The following is a 20,114-nucleotide window of genomic DNA, read 5'->3' on the forward strand; positions in this document are numbered from 1 at the left end:
CACGGCCGGAAAACGGTCACGTCTCTCTTTTATATGGTGTTGCGTACGCCGTAGTAACGAGCGAACGCCGCGTGCAGTCTGTAGCGCGGGTGCAGTGGTGGGACGACGCCGTTTCCGTCGTAATTCGCCTTCGGTTAGCCGTTAGTGTAGTAAAATAAATGTAAATGAGATAGAATATTTTTTATGTTGGCGGTTTTGATTGTAATTCGCACTGAAACATGAGCGGTACAACAGCTACAATCCGAGACACGCTCGGGACGATCGCACGGTCGTACGTGACGGTCGTCGTCGTCGCGCTGCTCGTCGGCGCGGCGGTCGCCCCGATGGCGTGGGGCGCGACGAGCAGTCCGGACGGGACAGTCGCAGTAATCGAGATGGACCGATCGATAACCGAGTCGGTCGCGGACGGCGTGACCGACGACCTACGAGAAGCGCGAGAAAACGAGTCGATCGACGCCGTCGTCCTCCAGGTCGATAGCCCGGGTGGCGGCGTGACCGCAAGCGAGAGCCTCTACCTGGCCGTCGATCGGACGGCCCAGGAGATGCCCGTCATCGCGAACGTCCAGTCGACCGGCGCGTCGGGCGGCTACTACATGATCGCGCCGAGCGACGAGATCTACGTCAGCCCGAGTTCGACGGTCGGCAGCATCGGCGTCCGAGCGACGTACACCGACATGCCGATGAGCGAGGGGATGATCGCGACCGGCCCGGACAAGGTCGGCTCGAACGAGGCCGAGATCAAGCGGCAAGTCGAGAAGATGAAACAGACGTTCATCGGGTCGGTGATGGAACACCGCGGCGACGACCTCGAGCTTAGCGAGACGGAACTCTCCTACGCGAAGACCTACACCGGCATGGAGAGCGTCGAGAACGGCCTCGCAGACGATATCGGCGACCGAGACGTCGCGATCGGCGCGGCCGCCGACCAGGCCGGCCTCGAGGACTACGACGTCGTCGAGATGGAACGCGACTCCCTGTCGTCGGGCCTGATTCTGCTCGAGGACGGAACGACGGCGGAACAGCCCCAGAGTCACGAACAGACCTTCGGCGAGTACGGCAACGTCAACACGCCCGCGTTCCTCGCGCTGTGGGGTACCGTCGAGGGCGAGACCGTCGTCGAGACGAGCCAGCCGGCGGACGCCGACGCGACGACGCCAACCGCGGCCCAGCCCGCGGACGCAGAGGCGAGTACGGCGACGGACAACACGGCCGCCCAGCACGGAGGTGAGGGAGCATGAGCAGCCTTCGCGGTCGACTCGCGGTCTTCGTCCTCGTCGTCGCGCTCTCGGTGAGCGCCGTCGCCGGCGCCGGGATGATTACCAACCAGGGATCGACCGAGCGCCCGACGGTCGAGCAGAGACACCTCCAGCCCGGCGCGACCGACGTCCCCGCTCTCGAGCGAGGCGGCGAGATCAGCTTCGACGACGGTACCGACAAGACCGTCGTAATCGATGTCGCGCACTCGAACGACGTGTCCAGAAGCGACCTCCAGCCGGTCGTCTCGGCGCTGACGGCCGAGGGTCACACCGTCGAGTACCACGCACAGGAGCAGTCCGGCTTCAGCGACGGGCCCGAAGTCGCGCTCGCGGAGACGCTCCAGGACGCCGACGCGCTGATCGTCGTCGACCCCGGCACGCGGTACAGCGGCGCCGAAGCCGACGTCGTCTCCGAGTTCGCCGACGCCGGCGGCCGGGTGATGGTCGCGGCCGGACCGGAAACGGGCGGCACGGCGACGGCCCTCCTCGGGTCGCTCACCGGCATCACGGCAGCCGGTGGCGGCGAGGTCGAATCGGTCTCCTCGCCGCTCGGCATCGCCTACGACACCGGCTACCTCTACGACATGGAGAACTACGAGACCAACTACCGGACGATCACCGCGACGCCCGCGGTCAACTCGACGCTCACCGAGGGCGTCGACGAGATCGTCCTCGACGCGCCGACGCCGGTCGCCACGGAAGAGACTACTCTCCTCACGACGACGGCGACGACCGAACACTCCGAAAACCGTGTGGCCGACGAGTACGGCGTCGTCGCTCGCAGCGGCAACACCGTCGCGGTCGGCGATACCGGATTCATGGCCACCGAAACCCACAACATCGCCGACAACGAGGTGCTTATCGGCAACATCCTCGAGTTCCTCGTGACCGGCGATAAGGCGTCGGGAGCCCCGTCCGTGCCGGGTGAGGAGCCCCAGCCCGGAGCGGGTGCTGGCGCAGGTGCTGGCGCCGGTGCCGGTGCTGGTGCAGGGACCGGGACCGGTGGCGCCGGTACCTGACGACGCACTGCCGAACCGCTTTTGACAGCCCGCGGCCGTTAGGTCGCGTCACTCGTTCCGTCTCCGCCAAGTCGGTCGTAGTGTTCGTCGACGACCGAGAGGGTCGCAAGCAGCGCGCCGAGCAGGACGGGACCGAAGAACAGTCCCATGACGCCGAACGCGTAGATACCGCCGAGGACCCCGAGAATGATGATCGCGGGGTTGAGTTTGGCGTAGCGATCGACGACGATCGGCCGGAGGTAGTCGTCCGAGGCGCCGACGATGACGGTACTGTACGCGAACAACGCAACGGCCAGAATCGGCTCGCCCGTCAGCAGGAGGTAGCCGACGGCGGGTCCCCACACCAGAAACGAGCCGATCAGCGGAATCAACGCGAGAACGATCATGATGAACGTCCAGAACGCCGCGTTGGGAATCCCCGTCGCGAACAGGCCGATGCCGGCGATGAACCCTTGGATGAGCGCGATCAGGACGTGACCCGCCAGAACCGCCCACATGACCTCCGCGAGTTCGTCGTAGAGGTCGTGCTGGACGTCGTCCGGCAGCGGCGTCGTCGTCCGGAGCCACGCCAGCAGGTCGTCGCCGTCCTTGAGCAGGTAGTACAGCAGGAACAGCGCGAGGCCGAAGCCGATCAGCGCGTGCGTGAAGACGCCGAACCACTCGGTCGTCCGCTCGAGCGCGACGGTACCGATCTGTTCCGCCGAGCCGGCGATAGTTTCGCTGATGTTGACGCTCATCCCAGTCTCCGCCTGGATTTGCTCCTCGATGTCGGCCAGCTGGAAGGTCGACGGATCGAGCGACTCGAGCATCATCGCGGCGTCTTCGGCGACCAGCGCGATGATGAGGACGAAGGGAAGGATAAACGCGAGCACTGCGAACACGACGAGGATGAACGCGGCAATCGACGAGGAAATGTGGTTCTCGAGGCGCCGCTGGCCGGGGTAGAGGACGAACGCGAGCAGGATTGCGGCGAGGACGTACTGGACGAACGGCGTGACGAGTTGCCACGACAGGTACGCAAAGAGGAGGACGAGCGCCAGCAGGTAGCCGCGACTGAGGTTCACGCCGAATCCGTCCACGTACGGCCGAATAAAACTGGGCCTTGGATAGACCTATCCGTCCGCGAGACTGTCGGTGCCACCCGCCACACGGCTTGAAGGGTGTGGTAGCCGAACCCACGAACGAATGTCGACTCAGCTCGATCCCCTCTCCCTCTCGGGCGATCTCCTCTACGCGGTCAAGACCGAAGGCGAGATCGACCCGCTCCGCGATCGGCTGGCGACGCTCGACCCCGACCGACTCGAGCGGGCAGTGGCGACTCGCGAGGGGAAACTCGCCTTCTGGCTCAACTGCTATAACGCCTACGCCCAGTTGCGCCTGGAGGAAGAACCGGGGCTGCTCGAGGGCGGACGACTCGATCGCTGGAAGTTCGTCGCCCGCGATCGGATCCCCGTCGCCGGGACGTGGCTGAGTCTCAACGACATCGAACACGGCCTGTTGCGCAGTTCGAAGCACCCGTGGGGACTGGGCTACCTGCCGCGCCCGTTGCCGTCGTCGTTCGAGCAGCGGTTCCGACTCGAGGAGTGTGATCCGCGGGTCCACTTCGCGCTGACCCGCGGGATCGAGAGCCGGCCGCCGATCACGGTCTACTCGCCGGCCGACGTCGACGACGATCTCGATATCGACGTCGAGTGGTTTCTCGAGGAGACCGTCGAGTACGATGCCGACGAGAACGTCGCCTCGGTTCCGAAGCTCTTCCGATGGTACCGCGGCGATTTCGGCGGGAAGCGCGGCATCGTTTCGTTTCTCCGGGAGTACAACGCGATTCCGGGGGACGCGCGGCCGGCGTTCGAGTACGAGGCGGCGAACCAAACGCTCGACGTGGATCTCGACGGCGACGTGGAAGTCGACGATCTGCGGCCGTAGCCGTCGGCACCGTCCAGCCCGTCAGTTTTCGTTCGCGTCGCGGTCCGTGACCCGCGCGGTCGGTGCCGTCCGCATGACGCTTCGTGCGGCGCGCTTGGCGTTGCTCCGCGTCGTGTACCCTTCGCCGCTGTCGGCGACGATGTTGCCGTTCCAGTGGACCAGCCGCCAGCGCCACTCGTCGGCCCGGTCCTGATACACCTCGAATCGGCTGGTGCGGCCGCTCGAGGACGTTTGCTCGCCCGCGTCCTGCTCGGGAGGTGCCGCCTGCTCGTCCGTTGATACACCGTCAGCGGTCGACTCGGGGGCGGCATCGTCGGAATCGGTATCCGTTCCGGCGACGCCCTCCGGCGGCATCGTCGCCATCGCCGAATCGGTCGTCGACTCCTCGCCGGTCCGCTCCGCACCGGCGAGCACGACGGCATCCTCGCGGTCGGCTTCCGCGTCCGAGGCGAGTCGGACGCTCGAGCCGTCGGGATCGTCCCACTCGAGATCGACCCCCAGTTCGGCGACCGGCGGCTCGTCCTCGGGGTCGCGCTCGGCCTCGAACTCGGCGACGACGCGCGACGGGACTGCGACGATGGCGCTCTCCTCGTCGCCGTCGAGGCGGACGGGAGAGCCGTCCTCGAGCGCGGCTGCGAACGATCGGAAGACGGTCGCGAGGTCCGCGCGGTCGTAGGCGCGCTCGAACTCGAGGTCGACCGTCGCCGGTGGGGTCGAATCGTCGTCAGCATCCCGGTCCGCTCGGTCCGAATCTCGGTCTGGATCTGGGTCTGGATCGTCGGCCATACCGGTCCTACGACGACCTCGGTTATGTTTCCGGGGGAAACCGGGTCCTGTAATGGGACTCCGGCGTCCGGACGCCGGGAGCCGGAGCGTTTTTGCCGCCGCGCTGTCTTCGCTCGCCCGTGACTTCCCGCGAACGCGACCGCGAATCCGAGTGGCGCGGCGACCGCGCCGCCGTGCTCGAGCGAGACGACCGCACCTGTCGCCGCTGCGGCGCCGACGGCGACGGCGACGCCGACGATCCGTCGTCGCTTCGATGCTACCCCGTCGGCGACGTCCCGCTCGAAGGAGCGGTCCACGAGAGCGCCCTCGTCACCGTCTGTTCGTCGTGTTTCACCGCCCTGCGGAACCCGGTCCCGGCCGAACCGATCCGTCCGAACGGCGAGGAACTCTTCGATCTCGCCCGCGAGACGACCCAGCGCCAGGGCGTGACCGTCTCGGCGGTCGCCTCCTTCGCCTCGCTGGCGACCTCGCTCCCCGGTGAACTCGCGGCTGCAGGGGCGGATGCGGATGGCGGTGCAGCTACGGACGACGAGTCAGCAACCGACCCCGACGGGGGAGACGACGACGGCGCAGCGAGCGCGAGCGACCCCGTCAGCGAATACGTCACCGCCCGACGCGAGGTACTGCTCGCGATCGATTCCGTCCCCTCCCGCCTCGAGCGCCTCTCAGCCGTCGAGCAGGGGGCGATTCGGGGCGACCTCGTCGACCCGCTCGAGGAACTCGTCGACGCCGCGACGCGACTGCAGACCGAACTCGGCGAAATCGTCGCGCGGTCCGAAACCGTCGCCGCGAGTCTCGATCGGTGTCACGGCTGTCTCGAGCCGCTGGACGAGAACGCCGAGCGCTGTTCGGTCTGCGACCTCGAGCGCCGAGACGCGACGGAGTGGACGCGCGACGACGGAACGGTCGCGTTCGAACCCCTTTTCACGGCGATCAACGAGACGCTACAGGACGCCGCCGGGACGACCGAGGCGCTCACCGAGTCCGCTGCGACGCTGGCCGAGGGACTGCGCGGCACGTGAGGAGTCGCGTCGCCGATACTGTTTGGTATCTCACATCTCCGTTGCAGCAGGCGATGGCCACCTCAAACGCCTATACGACTGCACGTCGTACTGAAGGGCTACGTGTCGAACCCGAACGACGACCCATCAGACGAGACTCCCGACGACGCGACGGACGGGATGGGGCGCCGCCGGCTGTTGCGTGCCGGAGTGAACACCGGCGCCGCAGCGACACTCGTCTGGGGCCTCGGCACGGCGAACTACGCCACTTCGAGCGACCTCGGAACGATCACCTACGCGATAGCGCGACCGCACCCGGACGCGGACGGCGACGCGACCGAGCCGCGGCGGAAAGACGTCCCCGTCGCCTGGCACGAGAGCCTTCGGTTGGCGTTCGAGGCACAAGATGCCATTCACGAGATGGGGCTGGCGCCGCTGGTCTCCTCGTTCGTCGTGCCGGGCAGCTACGATCAACCGGAGGCGTCGATTTCCGTCGAAGCGACCGATGAGAACATCAGCGACCAGATCGAGGAGGTCGCGGCGAACGTCCCGATCGACGTCAACATCGTCGACGAGCTGCCGCCGGCACCCGAACGGGACCCCGAACACGAGCAGGCGTACCAGCTTCCGAAGTTAGAGCGCGACCGCGTCCCCGGCGGCGTGGTTTGCGAGAGCGACTACGGCGCCGGGACGCTCACGCCGGCCCTGTTCGATTCCCAAAGCGGCTCGCGGTTCTTCGCGACCTCGAATCACGTGTACGGCGAGGAGGGGACGAAGGAGACCGAACACCGCGGCGAAGCGCTGTGGCTTCGCCACGACGACGAGCCGCACCGGGTCGGCGAGGTCGTCCGCGGCTATCCGAGCGCCGATATCGTACAGATCGATCCCGTCGACGGCTACCGGCCGGGATCGGTGATCGAACGCGCCTCGCCGCCCGCGGTCATCGGTCAGTACACGCAACTGGGGCTGGCCGACCTGATGGCTCAAAACGAGACCCTCGAGAAGATCGGCGCGATCTCCGACCACACCGCGGGGGAGATCAAGGGCGTCAACGCCATGACCTGCTACACCGGCGAGGTCTGCAAACCCGGCCAGCTCGTGTGGGGCGACGAGGAGACCCTGACCGACGGCGACAGCGGCTCCGTCAATTTCCATCCCGACCCCGAGAATCCGGACGAGTACGTCCTCGTCGGCGGGATCAACAACGCCCGGACGTGGTGGCCGGGGTCGGACTTCACCTGGGGCACGGCGGCCCACGAGTTGCTGGACGAGCACGGCCTGCACTTCTGATGGGGGCGATCGTGTCGGGTCCGCATCGCTGGGCCGCGATGAATCCGCCTGGGCGAACCTTTACCCGAGCGCTCGTTGAGGCTGCGTGCATGGGTGCGACCGATCGGTTACAGGCGTTAGAACGAATGGTCGGCGACACCGCCGCTCGATATCTCGTCGATCTCGCGATCGTCGTCGTCTGGGTCGTCGCGGCGACGGTCGTCTTCCGGACGGCCGGCTGGCCGGTCACGGCGTACTACGTCGTCGTCTTCGGCGGCGTCCTCGGCTACTCGCTGCTGGTCGATCCGTGGGCTCGAGTGCAGTCCCGGTCCCGTGAACGGGAGTAACAGTATCGGGTCTTACAGCTCCGTCGCGGCCTCGAGCGCGATGTCGATCGCGCGGCCGACGTTGTTCTTGGCCTTGTCGGGCAGTTCGTCGTCCTCGGTGTCGGTCCCCTTCTGCGTGCCTTCGACGAGGTTGCCGTCGACGGTACAGATCGCGCCGGCGCGCAGTCCCTTGCGTCGGGCGAGCGTGAAGACGGCGGCGGCCTCCATCTCGACGCAGAGCAGGCCCGCGTCCTCCCAGTCGGCGACGTACTCGTCGGTCTCGGCGTAGAAGGCGTCGTCGGAGGCGATCGGGCCGACGTGGACGTCCTCGTCGTTGGCCTCTGCGGAGTCGACCAGGGCCGAGAGGACGTCGTAGTCCGGCACGGCGGGGTACTCGGCGTCCTCGTAGCGCTTCGAGGTCCCCTCGTTCTTGGCGGCGCCGGTCGCGACGATCATGTCGCCGATCTCGATGTCCGACTGGAGGGCACCGGTCGTCCCGACGCGGACGAACGTCTCGACGCCGACGTTGGCCATCTCCTCGATCGCGATCGCCGCGGACGGACAGCCGATCCCGGTCGAGCAGATCGTCAGGTCCCGACCCTCGTAGGTCGCGTTGACGAGCTTGTACTCGCGGTTCTGTGCGACCGTCTCGGCCTCGTCGCAGTGGTCGGCGATGCGGTCGACCCGTCCCGGATCGCCGGGAATGAGCGCGATATCGTTCAGGTCTCCCTCTTCGACGAGCAAGTGCGGTTGCGTTCCCATACCTGCGCGTTCCCGCGGTGACGAGAAAAAAGGTTCGAGAATAGCGCCACCGGACGGAAACCGACAGCACTGACGGCGACGCGCACCCTCGAGCACTCACCGCGAAAAGAAGTCCCGCCTTCGGAGCCGTCGCTGTGCGCTGCCCGCCGCGTTCGTAGCCGATACCCCCGGTCACCCCCGCCCGCCACGTGCAGTCAGTTCGGGGCGACCTCGACGCGATCGGGGCGAACGGTCACTCGTGCCCCGTCGACGTCGAACTCGACGACTGCGACCGAGCGGCTACCGCGACTGCACGTATCGTCGAACAAGGCGTCGAGCGCTTCCGGATCGACGTAATCGTACAGTTGCGTGCTGGCCGCAGTGACGTCTTCGTCGTTGTATTGTGCCAGTGCCGTCGCGGCGGCGATGCTCGGCGGCTCCCCTGCAGGTCGTTCGTATCGAACCCGCCGACCGCACTGGCGTTCGTCGGACTCGCGTATCCTTCCATCCGTCATGTCTCTCCGTCACGTCTCCGTGACTGTTCATTCGAGTGACCAACGTCCCCATTCATATAGTTACCGTCAGACAGCACCCGCTGAGAACCGCCCGACGGCGCCGGATTTGACCGAAAACTGATTATAAATCGTTTTAATCAAACCGCTCGTCGAGAAACGCCGCGACCGTCTCCGCCGTCGGCGCACTGCGTGCTCCCTCTCGACCGGCCGTCAGCGCGCCGCAGGCGTTTGCGTACTCGAGGGCGCGTTCGACGTCGCCGTCGGTGAGCCACGTCGCGATGAAGCCGGCCGCGAAGGCGTCCCCGGCACCGGCCGTATCGACGGCGTCGACGTCGAATCCCGGGTGGACGTACGAGCCGGTCGGCGTGTGCACCTCCGCGCCGTCGGAGCCGTGCTTGACGGCGACGATCCGATCGTCGAAGTCGGAGCCGACGTACTCGTACTCGTCCTCGAGCAAGGCGGCGAGTTCGCGGTCGTTCGCGAAGAGGACGTCCGCGGCCGCGAGCGCCTCGCCGTAGTCGCGGTCGCCGAGCCGACGACCGGGATCGAAGCTGACGGTGACGCCGGCCTCGGTGGCCGTTTCGGCGATTGCAGCGGCGGTGTCGGGACGCTGGCTCGTGAGGTGAACGTGGTCGGCGGCTCGAATCCGACGCTCGTCGATCTCTTCCGGTCCGACGGCCTCGTTGACGCCGTCGTTGCCCAGTACCGCGACCTCGCCGTCGTCGTCGACGAGCAGATACTTGACGGCCGTCTGCCCCGCCTCGACGATGCGGACGCCCTCGAGGTCGACGCCAGCGGACTCGAGTTCGCGGCGCGCGAGGACGCCGTTGTCGTCGTCGCCGACGCTGCCGATCAGGCCGGTGTCGATCTCGAGGCCGGCGAGGGCGGCGGCGACGTTGGCCGCGCTGCCGCCGCCGGACTGACGTTGCGAGCGGATCGACGCCTCGCCGTCGGCTTCCGGGAGCCGATCGACGCGGAGGGTCACGTCCCAGTTAACGTGACCGGCGGAGAGTACCCGTACCATTCGTCGGCAAAACGGTCGCCGATGAGAAAAATCTAGAGATTACGTGACCATGAACAGCAGCGTGTTGTGAATCCCCGGACCGAGGCCGATCGCGGCCAGCAGGCCGAGGATCGTCCGCGCCTGTCGGGGTTCCTCCTCGACGTACTCCTTGAACAGGCCGAGGACGACCAGCGCGAGGACGACCTTCACGAGGACGAACAGCCAGCCGGCGCCGATGTACTCGGCGGTCGGCAGCGACTCGCCGAGCTCGAGGATGGCCCGGGAGAGCGGGACCTCCTCGCTGGACCCCAGTACGGCGTAACCGACCGCGGTCGAGACGCCGTCGATCGTTTGCCCGAAGACGACTAAGGCGCCGGTCGCACCCGTCGTCGCGGCGACGTCCGTAAACCAGAGGCCGAGCGCAACCCACGCGACGGCGGTCACGACGCCGGCGATGACGACGGCGATGACGGGCCAGAACGGATCGAACGACCCCGAGTTCCAGCTACTGATAACCGTAAACATCGCGAAGACGACGAAGAAGCCGGTGCCCGCGGTGCCGACGACTCGCTCGATCGTCGGCTGGAGGCCGCCCGCCTGCAGGAAGATGCCGACGACCCAGACTAGTCCGGCGATGATCGCGGTCACGAGGTAGACGCTCGGCGACGTAAACAGCACCGCGATATTGTCGGGATAGGCCTCGAGTCGGTAGAGGACGTGCAGCGTCGATCCGAACATCATCCACGGCGCGAACGCGACGACCGTCCGATCGGTGACCGGCGGCTCGAGCGCCCACAGCAGGGCGAGCGTGCCGCCGAGCACCACGAGCAGCGGAACGAGAAGGTACCACGGCGGGAGGGTAAACCCCTCTGGTAATACCATACAGGTAGTGGTACACACCAGCGACTAACACTTTCCGATTACCGACTGTTCGACACGGCGAACGGTAATCGATGTCGACGCGTTCCGGTCAGCGGTCCCGGCTTCGGCCCTGTTCCCAGGGCTCGTCGGTCGTCTCGCCGAACAGCTCGCGCATCAGGGTCACGATGCTCTCGGGCGGGAACTGACCGCGCTCGGTGACGATCGCGTCGACGTGTCGCGGCGGGGTAACGTCGAAGGCGGGGTTCTCGACGGTGAGCCCGTCGTCCGCGGCGGATTCGGTGCTCGAGTCCACGGCGTCTCCGGCGACCGACTCGGTGGCGTCGCCGACGATCTCCGCTCGCTCGTCCGCCGGCAGCACCTCGTGCTCGTCGCGCATCTCGATCGCGACGGTGTGGCCCGTCATCGTGTCGGGGTGGAGTTTGATCGTCTGGGCCGCGACCATCACCGGGACGCCGCGCTCGCGGGCGTTGACCGCCAGGCCGCTGGTACCGATCTTGTTGATGACGCTGCCGTCGGCGGCGATGCTGTCCGCGCCGACCAGTACGTGGTCCGCGTCGTCCAGATACCGGCGGGCTGCGTTGTCGACGATCAGCGTGACCGGCACGCCGAGCTCGCGCAGCTGCCGGGCCGTGATGTGGCCCTGCTTTCTGGGCCGGGTTTCCTTGACGATCGCCTCGATGTGTTTGCCGTCCTCGAGGGCGGCCTTGATACACGAGAGGGCGTCCGTCGAGTGGCAGTGGGTCATCACGACGTCGCCGTCGCGCAGGCGGTTGGCGCCGATCTCGCCGAGGGTCGCCTGGGCCTGCTCCAAGTCCTCCCGGAACTCCGCAGCGCGCGCGGTCGTGGCCCGCCGCAGTTCGGCGACGGTCTCGCCCTCCATGCCCCGAAGGACGTACCGCAGGGCGTTCGGGAGGCTGACCGCGGTCGGACGCGTCTCGTAGAGGGTTCGGGCGGCGGCCCGCAACTGCTCGCGGAAGGCGGCCGGCGTCTCCGCCTCGGAGCGCTCGGCCTGCGTGGCCAGCGCCTCGGCGGCCGCGTCGGCGATGGTCGCCGCGCCGCGGATCCGCATCTCCGCGATGTCGTCTGCAGTTTCGGCGACGGCCGGGGCGACGGTGACGTCGGTGTCGGGCTGATCCGAGTCCATACCCTCGAGTTGCGCCTGCCGAACCAAAAGGGAACGGGCGGGTTTTTGACGATCCAGCGAGTCGGTCCGCTATGGAACGGAGCGAACTCGCCCCGCTGATCGATCACACCGTCCTCGGCCCGGAGACGACGACCGCCGACGTCCGGACGGTGCTCGACGAGGCCGACGAGTACGGGATGAACGCCTGCATCCCGCCCTACGCCGTCGAGGAGGCAGCCGACTACGCGCCCGACGTCACGCTCGCGACGGTGATCGGCTTTCCCCAGGGCCAGAACGAACCCGAACTCAAGCGCCGCGAGGGCGTCCGCGCCTGGCAGGCCGGCGCGGACGAACTCGACGTCGTCATCAACGTCGGACGGCTCAAGGCCGGCGAAGACGACGTCGTCCGCGCCGAACTCGCCGAGATCGTCGCCGCGGTACCGATCCCCGTCAAGGTCATCATCGAGACGGCGCTGCTCTCCGACGCGGAGAAACGCCGGGCCTGCGAGGCCGCCGTCGCGGCCGACGCGGCGATGGTCAAGACGTCGACCGGCTTCGCCGACGGCGGCGCCGAACTCGAGGACGTCGAACTCATGAGCGAGTACCTCCCCGTCAAGGCCAGCGGCGGCGTCGGCAGCTACGAGGAGGCGATGGCCATGCTCGAGGCCAGCGCCGAACGGATCGGGGCCTCGAGCGGCGTGGAAATTCTCGAGGGCGCACCGGAATCGGCGACCGAGAATCGGTAGGGCGGTCGATTCCCGGCCGACTCGATTCGGTTGTCACTCGGTTCATCAAAACAACTCCGCCGAGTGAAAATGGTGGAGGATTAACCGACTATACGTACGAGAGGGTAGCATGGCCGGGGAGAAGACGACGGACGAGGTATTCGACGCACTGGCTGCCGCACAACGACGCCGACTGTTGTTCGCGTTACTGGACGATGCGCCGCAACACGTCACGGAACTGTCCGGCGTTCCGTGGTCGATTCCCAAATCCGAAGCGGACACGATCGCCGAGCACCACCGTCATCTTCCGAAACTGGACGAGTCCGGATTCATCGACTGGGACCGGGAGGAACAGGTCATCACGAAGGGACCGCGGTTCGACGAGATCGAACCGGTCCTCGAGTGTCTCAACGATCGACGCGACGAACTCCCGATCGAACTGTTGTAACCGGGTCTCGCGGGCCGCTATCGTGTGAAAATCGATCGACGAGCGTTACCGCGGGTTCGGAGAGACTCAGTTACTTGCGCCAAAACAGGCGGACGGCGGCTCCTCGCGTTCGAAACTGCCACTGAAGAGTGGCAGTCGGCGCGTCCGCGTGGTTGGGCAGTACGGACGCACCACCATCACGTAGCGAATGTAGCACCAAGAAGTTTGTGTGATTATCTGAGTGAATTAGCTCCCGGACGCGGCGATCGGTGCTGCTGGCGCCGCAGCGATCGAACGCCGCGGGAGTCACCGAAAGCCACACGCCGTGAGCGGAAGCAGGGGTTCGAAAGACACGAATCCTTTTCCACCCCGACTTCGTATTCCGCCTGTTCGGTTATCCGGACGCGTGGTTGGGCCATGACAAAGGACGATACAATAGCAGAAGCGGTTAGTTTACTCCAGGATCTCGGTCTGCAAGAGTACGAAGCACGCTGTTTTATGGCGTTAACGCAGCTCTCTTCGGGAACGGCAAAGGAGATTCACGAGATTTCCGAGGTGCCGCGGACGCGCGTCTACGACGCCGTCCGCGTGCTCGAGTCGCAGGGGCTGGTCGAAGTACAACACACCAATCCCCAGCAGTATCGCTCCGTCGGGATCGACGAGGCGACCCGAACCCTCCGGCAGAAGTACGAGGATCGGATCGATACGCTCGAGTCGTACCTCGAGCGCGTCGAGTACCGGGAGGCGGAATCGAACGAGGACGAGGTGCAGGAGGTGTGGTCGCTAACCGGGCACGAAGCGATCGAGTCGCGGATGCTCGATCTCATCGAGGACGCCGATTCCGAAATCGCGCTGCTGGTCGTCGACGAGGACCTCCTCTCGGAGCAGCTCTTTTCCGAACTCGCGGCGGCCGAGGATCGGGACGTCTCGATCCTGCTCGGCGGGCATACGGCGGCGATCACCGAGCGAATGGGCGATCAGTTCCCCAACACGCAGGTGTTCGAGACGAATCTCAACTGGCTGTACGGCGAGTCGGCAACCGACGAGATCGCGATCAGTCGAATCCTGCTCGTCGATCAGACCCGACTGCTGATCGGATCCTACTATCCGGACGCGGGCAGCGAGGACGTCGCGGAACAGGCGATCTTCGCCACCGGACTGGGCAACGGAATCGTCGTCCTGCTTCGGCGGTTGGTATCGTCGGGGCTGGCTTCCATCGACGACCCCGACAAGTGATCAATCACGGCGTTGCCGTCAGTACGGACGCGTCGGACTCGCGCTCATTCACGGCGGACCGTTAGCTCGTTGCCGTCGATCCTGATGTTGTACCGTTCGATCCGAAACGAAAGCGCGACTGCAGCGTCGTTGCTCACCAGCGAATCGAGCGCCCCGGGATCGACGTAGTTGTAGAGGACGAACTCGAGATCCATCGGATCGACGTTTTCGATGATCGCGATGACGGCGACGATGGCGGCGCTCGGCGTGGTCTGCGCCCAATCGAATCGATGGTGAATACGAACAGGGCTCACAGGACGTCCCGATGAGTGGTGCTAGCATAAGGAGTCGTTTATACTTGTTGTGAGTATTTTCGTTACAGTTCTCGTCAGAAACAAGACGGCGCAGTTCTGACCGTCATCGCCGCACCCGCCGAAGCATCAACAGTTTTCGTCGCGCACCGTGAGGCCGGAAACGAGACCGATGCTCGAGCAGTTGCGAGCACGCCTTGACGCGCTCGGACGGCGGCTGCGCCGCCTCGAGCGGCGCGAACTCGACGCCGTGTTGCGCTGGATCGAACGGACGGGGAACCTGTTGCACCTCTCGGTGCTCGTCTTCGTGCCGCTGCTCATCGGGGCCGTCACGTGGCTCTCGAACGCGACGGCGATCGTCTCCTTCCTGCTCTTTCCACCGCTAGCGTCGGGCACGTACACCCTCTTTGCCGATCCGGAAGGTCGGTACTCGGACCCGTGGACGTTCGTCGGCGGGATGACCGTCGGCGCGTGCTGTGGCTGGGTCGCGATCGCGGTCGTCAGCGGGTTAGGGCTCCACAGCGGCACCGTCAGCGCCGCCGGCGCGGCCCTGGGAATCTTCTTTACCGGTGCACTCACCTGGGCGCTGGACTTAGAGGAGCCGACGGCGTTCTCGACCGCCCTGCTCGTGCTCGTGACCGGGAACGCGCAACCGATCTACGTGCTCGGGATCGTCGTCTCGAGTTCGTTCGTCGCGGCGGCCTTCGTCGTCTGGCGCGATCGGTTCTACGAGCAGCGGGCCCGCTACCTCTACCAGACGACCAGCGGCGACGATCACGTGCTCGTGCCGATGAGCGAGCGGTGTGGGGCCGCGGGCGTGGATCCGGCGACCGTCGCCCGGTTCGCCGCCGAACTGGCGGGCGCCCACGAGGCGGGAAAGGTCGTGCTCTTCGAGACGGTCTACGAGGAGCGTGACGGCGGGGAAGCGACCGAATCCGCCGCCGACAACGACGACCTGGACGACTCCGACGAGCGCGCAGCCGATACCGTCGACGCGATCGAACGGCTCGCGGCCGACCTCGAGTCGCAGTACGACGTCCCTTGCGAGGTCATCGTCGCCAGCGACGACCGCCCCGACCCGTCGGCGCGGCTCGTCCTCCAGACCGCCAGAGCCCAGAACTGCGATCTCATCGTCACGCCCTACGCGGAAGACGACAGAGGCGGCCTCTCGTCGTTCATCCGCGGGCTGTTCGACAGCGAGATCGACGTCATCGCCTTCCGCACGAGCGACGGTCGCACCGAGTGGCGACAGGTGCTGGTGCCGGTCCGCGGGGCCGGCGACACCGCCCGCGCGATGACCGATTTCGCGCTGCGACTGGCCGGCCGCTACCGCCCAGTCAGCGTCTGTACGTGCATCAAACGCGAATCCCGACGCCGAAAAGCCGAAAACACGCTGGCGAACCTCATCGACGCCTTCGACGGCCGCTTCGAGACGCACGTGGTCACCGAACCCGTCGCGCAGTACCTCTCGCGGGTCGACTCGCAGTACGACGTGGTCTTCCTCGGCTCGAGCACCGACCGGTCGGCCGCCTCGCGGTTCGTCTCGCCGCCGACGTTCGAGAAGGTCAGCGACCTCGACGCCGACGTGGCGATCGTCCACCGGGGTCGCCACCGCTGACTACTCGTCCTCGAGAATGCGGTCGATCAACTCGGTGTCGTCGCCGCCGAGCGCCGAGCGCACCAGCAGGTGCCCGCCCAGCAGCGACGGACTGATCACCGTATCCGCGCCGGCGTGCTCGAGTTTCTTCGTGTTCTCCCGGTCCGTCGCCGCGGCGACGATGCGGGTCTCCGGCGCGAGTTGCCGCGCGGTGAGGATCGCCAGCGCGTCCTGGGCGTCCTCGTTGGTGGCGACGAGGATGCCCGCTGCGCGCTCGATCTTCGCGCGTTCGAGGGGCGCCTCGTCGCTGGGATCGCCGGCGATGACCGGCACGTCCCGCTCCGAGAGTTCGTCCGCCGCGGTGCGGTCGGTCGTTACGACGACGAACTCCCGATTGTTAGCCGCGAGTTCGTCGACGATCGGTTCCGTCAGTTCGCCGTAGCCGAGCACGAGGAGGTGGTCCTCGAGCAGCTCGAGTTGTGAGTCGGTCATGCGTCCGAGCGTCTTCGTGATGCGGGTCTGGATCGCCGGGCCGACCAGCGCCCCGATAGCGATACCGAAGCTGGCCACGCCGAGCACCAGCACGGACATCGTAAACAGCATCGCCTCGGTCGAGCCCTGGTCGGGCGTGATGTCGCCGTAGCCGACCGTGCTCGAGGTGATCAGCGTAAAGTAGAAGGCGTCGAGGATGGTCGCGACGCCCTCGAAGTCCTCCCGGAGCGCGTAGGCGCCGATGGTGCCGTAGGCCTGAACGCCCAGCAGCGCGAAGCCGGCGGCGATCTGGGTCGTCGTCAGCGACAGGGAGCCGGTAAAGCGCCTGCGGCTGAGCAGCAACACGGGGATCGCCACCAGCGAGAGCACGACCAGCGGGAACGAGTACCGGCTCGATTGGAGCAGTCCCTGCGCGGCGGTCAGCGGCAACAACAGCAGCGTCGCCCACCAGCCCGTACGCAGCCCGCGCCGGAGCGCGAGCGCGCTCCCGAGCATCAAAAAACCGGTCAGCGCACCGGTGAAGGCGGCGGCGCTTTGAATCGCCTCGGGAACGTACTCCGCGAGCGGTCCGCCGACGGCGTTCGTCTGAATGTTGACGAGGGCCGTCGCGACCGAGAGCACGGCGACGGACAGCGCGAGGACGATCGCCGCGCGAATCGAGAGGAGCCGCCGCCAGTCCTCGGGCAGACGATCACGTACCGACCCGTCGTCGACCATACCAAGCGATGAGCGTCCGCGTTAGTTAAACGTCTCCGTTCGCCGTCTCGAGCGGACGGGATTCGCGAGCGGCGCCGGTCCGAACCGACGTCGGTACTGGTTTAACCGATCCGGTTCAGATGCCACCAATGGCGCTTCCGGTCGAAATCTTACTCGGCATCTATCTCGGCCTCCTGACCGGTATCGTTCCCGCACTCGCCGCCGGTTCGCTGGGCTTTCTCGTCCGGTATTTCACCGGCGTGACGCTGCCCGGGTTCGGTGTCGTCGTGCTCTCGCTGTCGATCGCCAGCGTGCAGGGCGGGCTCATGGGACTGATCGAACCGACGATCGCCCAGTCACCCCGGTTGCTGGTCGCCGTCCTCGTCGTCCTCATGCTCTCGCTGTACGCCCACAGCCAGGGCGACAAGCTCGGCGCGAACCTCCCGCATCACCTCTCCTTTCGGTCGCTTCGCCAGCGGACGCTGTCGGCCGACGTCGTCGAACTGGTCGGCACCATGGGCCAGGTCACGATCCGGCCGACCGGCGAGATCCGCGACATGGAGGGCTACCCGCCGCTGTCGCCCGACCTCCGGGCGGCGATCAAGGACGGCTCGTGGAAACTTCCCGCCGACCTCCCGCTGTCGGAACTCGAGACCCGCCTCGAGGAGCGGCTCCGGACGGATCACGAACTCGGTGACGTCGACGTGACCCTCGACGAAAAGGCGCGAGCGACGATCGCGGCGGCGCCGCCCTCCGGCGGGCTCTCGCGGCGCGTGCCGGCGGGCCAGCGCGCGATCTCGCTGACGACGCTGGTGCCGACGGGGCTGGCGCGCGGCGACGAGGTAACCATCCGCGCGGCCGATCGGTCGACGACCGGCACGGTACTCAGCGTTCGCAGCGAGATCGACGACGAGCGAGCCGCGGCCGCTGCGGCCGCCGAGGCGGCGGACGCGGACGACCCAGCCCTCCCCGACGGCGGCGAACCGAAAAACGAGACGGTCGCGCCCGCGGCACCGAAACCGAACCGATCGACCGCCGGCGGTCCGGGCCGGGTTACCGTCGCCGTGCCGCGTCGGGACGTGAAACCGCTGCTCGAGGGCGACCGGTCGCGACTGATCGTCCGCTCGCGCGGCACGAGCCACGAGTTCGAGGCGTTCGCGCTGGTCAAGCGGGCCGGCTACGCGATTCAGCGGCTTACCGTCGACGCGGCGGAACTCGCCGAGGAGATCCACGCCAACCCCGAAGTGACGATCCTCGCAGCCCGGCGACGGGAGAGCGACACCGACGGCCGGCGCCGCGGCTGGGTGTTCGCGCCCGGCCTCGAGCGCCGCCTCGAGGTCGGCGACGAGGCGTTCGTCGTTAGCCCGGAGGGAACTATCGATGCGGTGCTCGAAAGCGGAGGTGGCGCGCGATGATCGGCTTCGCAGTCGACCTGCTCGGGGTGCAACTGCAACTGCAGTTGGTGGTGGAGTTGCAGTCCCAACTCGAGTCGCTGCTCTCCGAAGCGGTACTTGACGTTCTCGTCCGGATCCTCAGATTTAGCCTGTTAGCAGCCGGAACGGCCGCAGTGGCGGCGATCGTCTTTCGCTGGTACAGCGCCGAGGAGATCCCCGACGGGGTTGCGATCCTGCTCGCCGTCTCCCCCGTTGCGCTCCTGTTGAATACGCAATCGGCGCTGCAGGACGAGATCCTCGGTCGATCGGTGCTCGAGATCGAAACGGCGGCCGTCACGATCGGCGCCTTCGTCGCCAGCGCGATCGCCGCAGACGCCGGCCGGCGGACGGGCGATTACCTGGCCCGCGAGGTCTTTTCGACCACTGCGCCGCAGACGATCGACGACGTCGGCCAACTCCTCCGGTCGGCCGGCCGAGTCGTCAGCATCGAACTCCCCGAGGAAATCGAGGACGTCGACGGCTACGATCCGGTCGACGAGACGACGAAGGCCGAACTGGCCGGCGAAACCTTCCGCTTCCCGCGACGGCTTCCCGCCGACCAACTCCGCGATCGGCTGATCGACCGCCTCGAGCGCGATCACGGGATCGGCTACGCGGAGGTCGAACTGGGGCCTGACAAGACGGTCGAGTACCTCGCGGTCGGTAGCCGGCCGGCGGGGATCGGGCCGACGCTCGCGCCGGGAACCGTCGCCGTCGCCATCCGCAGTGATCCCGCACCGGACGCCAGTCCGGGCGATACCGTCCGCATTTGGGGCCGCGACGGCAGGACTGATGGAGACGACGGTGACGATGCCACCACCGGCGGCCCGATGAAACGGCTCGCCGAGGGCGAACTCCGCGCGACCGCCGGCGACGTGGCGACCGTCGCCGTCGACGCCGATGACGCCGCCGCCCTCGAGCCCGACGCCGACTACCGGCTCGTCACCCGGCCGGACACCCCCGGGACGGAGCGGGAACTCGTCTCCCTGCTCCGGGCGGCCAACGACACCGTGACGACGCTCGCCGTCGACGCCGACAGCGGACTCGCGGGGCGGACGGTCGGCTCGCTGCCGGTGCTGGTGGTCGCGCTCGAGCGCGTCGACGGCAACCCGGTTGCGTTGCCGGCTGCGGACGTTCGACTCGAGGCCGGCGACACCGCCTACGTACTGGGTCGGCCGGACGCGCTGCGACGCATCGCGGAGACCGAGCGGACCGACGGCGGCGATAGCGAGGGCGACGGTGACGACGACCGCGACGGGCAGGGCCGCGCTCGAGACCGATATCGCGATCAAACGACCGAGCGGCCCCGAGATTCGACCCAGTCGGACTAGCTACTCTCGCCTCGCGCGGAGCGGTAGCTACTTGCCGCCG

21 protein-coding genes are annotated in these 20,114 nt (G+C 67.1%); 12 read left to right on the top strand and 9 right to left on the bottom strand.

Annotation, left to right across the window (positions count from 1 at the left end; all coding sequences use genetic code 11):
* Nucleotides 1-218: 218 nt before the first annotated feature.
* Nucleotides 219-1,238 (top strand): S49 family peptidase, encoded by a 1,020-nt coding sequence (locus tag ATJ93_RS14995; RefSeq protein WP_120245466.1) that lies wholly within the window; start codon nt 219-221, stop codon nt 1,236-1,238.
* Complete coding sequence (locus ATJ93_RS23925) at nt 1,235-2,275, top strand: DUF4350 domain-containing protein (RefSeq protein ID WP_211334073.1); 1,041 nt, start codon at nt 1,235-1,237, stop codon at nt 2,273-2,275. The genes ATJ93_RS14995 and ATJ93_RS23925 overlap by 4 nt, the downstream gene beginning before the upstream one ends.
* Nucleotides 2,276-2,313: 38 nt before the next feature.
* Here ATJ93_RS23925 and ATJ93_RS15005 read toward each other — a convergent pair whose 3' ends face one another.
* A complete protein-coding gene (locus tag ATJ93_RS15005) occupies nt 2,314-3,339 on the bottom strand; it encodes an AI-2E family transporter (RefSeq protein ID WP_120246021.1) in 1,026 nt (341 codons plus the stop codon).
* A gap of 121 nt (nt 3,340-3,460) precedes the next feature.
* Here ATJ93_RS15005 and ATJ93_RS15010 point away from each other — a divergent pair, with 121 nt between their 5' ends.
* Complete coding sequence (locus ATJ93_RS15010) at nt 3,461-4,201, top strand: DUF547 domain-containing protein (RefSeq protein WP_120245467.1); 741 nt, start codon at nt 3,461-3,463, stop codon at nt 4,199-4,201.
* Between the two features lie 21 nt (nt 4,202-4,222).
* On the opposite strand, the gene ATJ93_RS15015 is transcribed toward ATJ93_RS15010, so the two are convergent.
* The gene (locus ATJ93_RS15015; protein WP_120245468.1) at nt 4,223-4,987 is read right to left on the bottom strand and encodes an amphi-Trp domain-containing protein; all 765 of its coding nucleotides are present in this window, start codon (nt 4,985-4,987) and stop codon (nt 4,223-4,225) included.
* A 119-nt stretch (nt 4,988-5,106) separates the two neighbouring features.
* Here ATJ93_RS15015 and ATJ93_RS15020 point away from each other — a divergent pair, with 119 nt between their 5' ends.
* The 3 genes from ATJ93_RS15020 (at nt 5,107) to ATJ93_RS15030 (ending at nt 7,604) form a co-directional block, all read left to right on the top strand.
* Nucleotides 5,107-6,009, top strand: a complete 903-nt coding sequence (locus ATJ93_RS15020) for an HNH endonuclease (RefSeq protein WP_211334074.1) — start codon at nt 5,107-5,109, stop codon at nt 6,007-6,009.
* Between the two features lie 102 nt (nt 6,010-6,111).
* Entirely contained in the window at nt 6,112-7,278 is a 1,167-nt protein-coding gene (locus ATJ93_RS15025; protein ID WP_120245469.1) for a hypothetical protein, read from the top strand.
* Nucleotides 7,279-7,367: 89 nt separating this feature from the next.
* Nucleotides 7,368-7,604 carry a hypothetical protein gene (locus ATJ93_RS15030; protein ID WP_245977592.1) on the top strand — a complete coding sequence of 79 codons (237 nt, stop codon included), beginning with the start codon at nt 7,368-7,370 and terminating at the stop codon, nt 7,602-7,604.
* A gap of 12 nt (nt 7,605-7,616) precedes the next feature.
* Here the strand turns inward: ATJ93_RS15030 and ATJ93_RS15035 are convergent, their stop codons facing one another.
* The 5 genes from ATJ93_RS15035 to ATJ93_RS15055 all read right to left on the bottom strand — a co-directional run bounded on the left by ATJ93_RS15035 (nt 7,617) and on the right by ATJ93_RS15055 (nt 11,868).
* Nucleotides 7,617-8,345, bottom strand: a complete 729-nt coding sequence (locus ATJ93_RS15035) for a nucleoside phosphorylase (RefSeq protein ID WP_120245471.1) — start codon at nt 8,343-8,345, stop codon at nt 7,617-7,619.
* A gap of 194 nt (nt 8,346-8,539) precedes the next feature.
* A complete protein-coding gene (locus ATJ93_RS15040; protein ID WP_120245472.1) occupies nt 8,540-8,839 on the bottom strand; it encodes a HalOD1 output domain-containing protein in 300 nt (99 codons plus the stop codon).
* Between the two features lie 133 nt (nt 8,840-8,972).
* Nucleotides 8,973-9,863 (bottom strand): carbohydrate kinase family protein, encoded by an 891-nt coding sequence (locus ATJ93_RS15045; RefSeq protein WP_120245473.1) that lies wholly within the window; start codon nt 9,861-9,863, stop codon nt 8,973-8,975.
* Nucleotides 9,864-9,902: 39 nt separating this feature from the next.
* Complete coding sequence (locus ATJ93_RS15050) at nt 9,903-10,724, bottom strand: DUF63 family protein (RefSeq protein ID WP_120245474.1); 822 nt, start codon at nt 10,722-10,724, stop codon at nt 9,903-9,905.
* A gap of 88 nt (nt 10,725-10,812) precedes the next feature.
* Nucleotides 10,813-11,868, bottom strand: coding sequence for a ribose 1,5-bisphosphate isomerase (locus ATJ93_RS15055; RefSeq protein ID WP_120245475.1), 1,056 nt, complete (start codon nt 11,866-11,868; stop codon nt 10,813-10,815).
* A gap of 71 nt (nt 11,869-11,939) precedes the next feature.
* Between ATJ93_RS15055 and deoC the strand changes: the two genes are divergently transcribed.
* The 3 genes from deoC (at nt 11,940) to ATJ93_RS15070 (ending at nt 14,235) form a co-directional block, all read left to right on the top strand.
* The gene (gene deoC / locus ATJ93_RS15060; RefSeq protein ID WP_120245476.1) at nt 11,940-12,593 is read left to right on the top strand and encodes a deoxyribose-phosphate aldolase; all 654 of its coding nucleotides are present in this window, start codon (nt 11,940-11,942) and stop codon (nt 12,591-12,593) included.
* Between the two features lie 109 nt (nt 12,594-12,702).
* Complete coding sequence (locus ATJ93_RS15065) at nt 12,703-13,020, top strand: DUF7344 domain-containing protein (protein ID WP_120245477.1); 318 nt, start codon at nt 12,703-12,705, stop codon at nt 13,018-13,020.
* Nucleotides 13,021-13,416: 396 nt separating this feature from the next.
* On the top strand, nt 13,417-14,235 hold the full coding sequence (locus ATJ93_RS15070) for a TrmB family transcriptional regulator (RefSeq protein ID WP_120245478.1): 819 nt from the start codon (nt 13,417-13,419) through the stop codon (nt 14,233-14,235).
* Between the two features lie 44 nt (nt 14,236-14,279).
* Here the strand turns inward: ATJ93_RS15070 and ATJ93_RS15075 are convergent, their stop codons facing one another.
* Nucleotides 14,280-14,528 (bottom strand): HalOD1 output domain-containing protein, encoded by a 249-nt coding sequence (locus tag ATJ93_RS15075; RefSeq protein WP_120245479.1) that lies wholly within the window; start codon nt 14,526-14,528, stop codon nt 14,280-14,282.
* Nucleotides 14,529-14,697: 169 nt separating this feature from the next.
* Between ATJ93_RS15075 and ATJ93_RS15080 the strand changes: the two genes are divergently transcribed.
* Entirely contained in the window at nt 14,698-16,143 is a 1,446-nt protein-coding gene (locus ATJ93_RS15080) for an HPP family protein (protein ID WP_120245480.1), read from the top strand.
* Here ATJ93_RS15080 and ATJ93_RS15085 read toward each other — a convergent pair whose 3' ends face one another.
* Nucleotides 16,144-17,331, bottom strand: a complete 1,188-nt coding sequence (locus ATJ93_RS15085; RefSeq protein ID WP_120245481.1) for an NAD-binding protein — start codon at nt 17,329-17,331, stop codon at nt 16,144-16,146. It abuts the gene before it with no gap.
* Nucleotides 17,332-17,459: 128 nt separating this feature from the next.
* On the opposite strand from ATJ93_RS15085, the gene ATJ93_RS15090 reads away from it, so the two are divergent.
* Nucleotides 17,460-18,725 (top strand): potassium transporter TrkA, encoded by a 1,266-nt coding sequence (locus tag ATJ93_RS15090; protein WP_120245482.1) that lies wholly within the window; start codon nt 17,460-17,462, stop codon nt 18,723-18,725.
* Entirely contained in the window at nt 18,722-20,074 is a 1,353-nt protein-coding gene (locus ATJ93_RS15095) for a cation:proton antiporter regulatory subunit (protein WP_120245483.1), read from the top strand. Before ATJ93_RS15090 ends, ATJ93_RS15095 begins: the two co-directional genes overlap by 4 nt.
* Nucleotides 20,075-20,114: the final 40 nt, after the last annotated feature.

The sequence above is a fragment of the Halopiger aswanensis genome, assembly GCF_003610195.1.
GTDB classification, from domain to species: Archaea; Halobacteriota; Halobacteria; order Halobacteriales; family Natrialbaceae; genus Halopiger; species Halopiger aswanensis.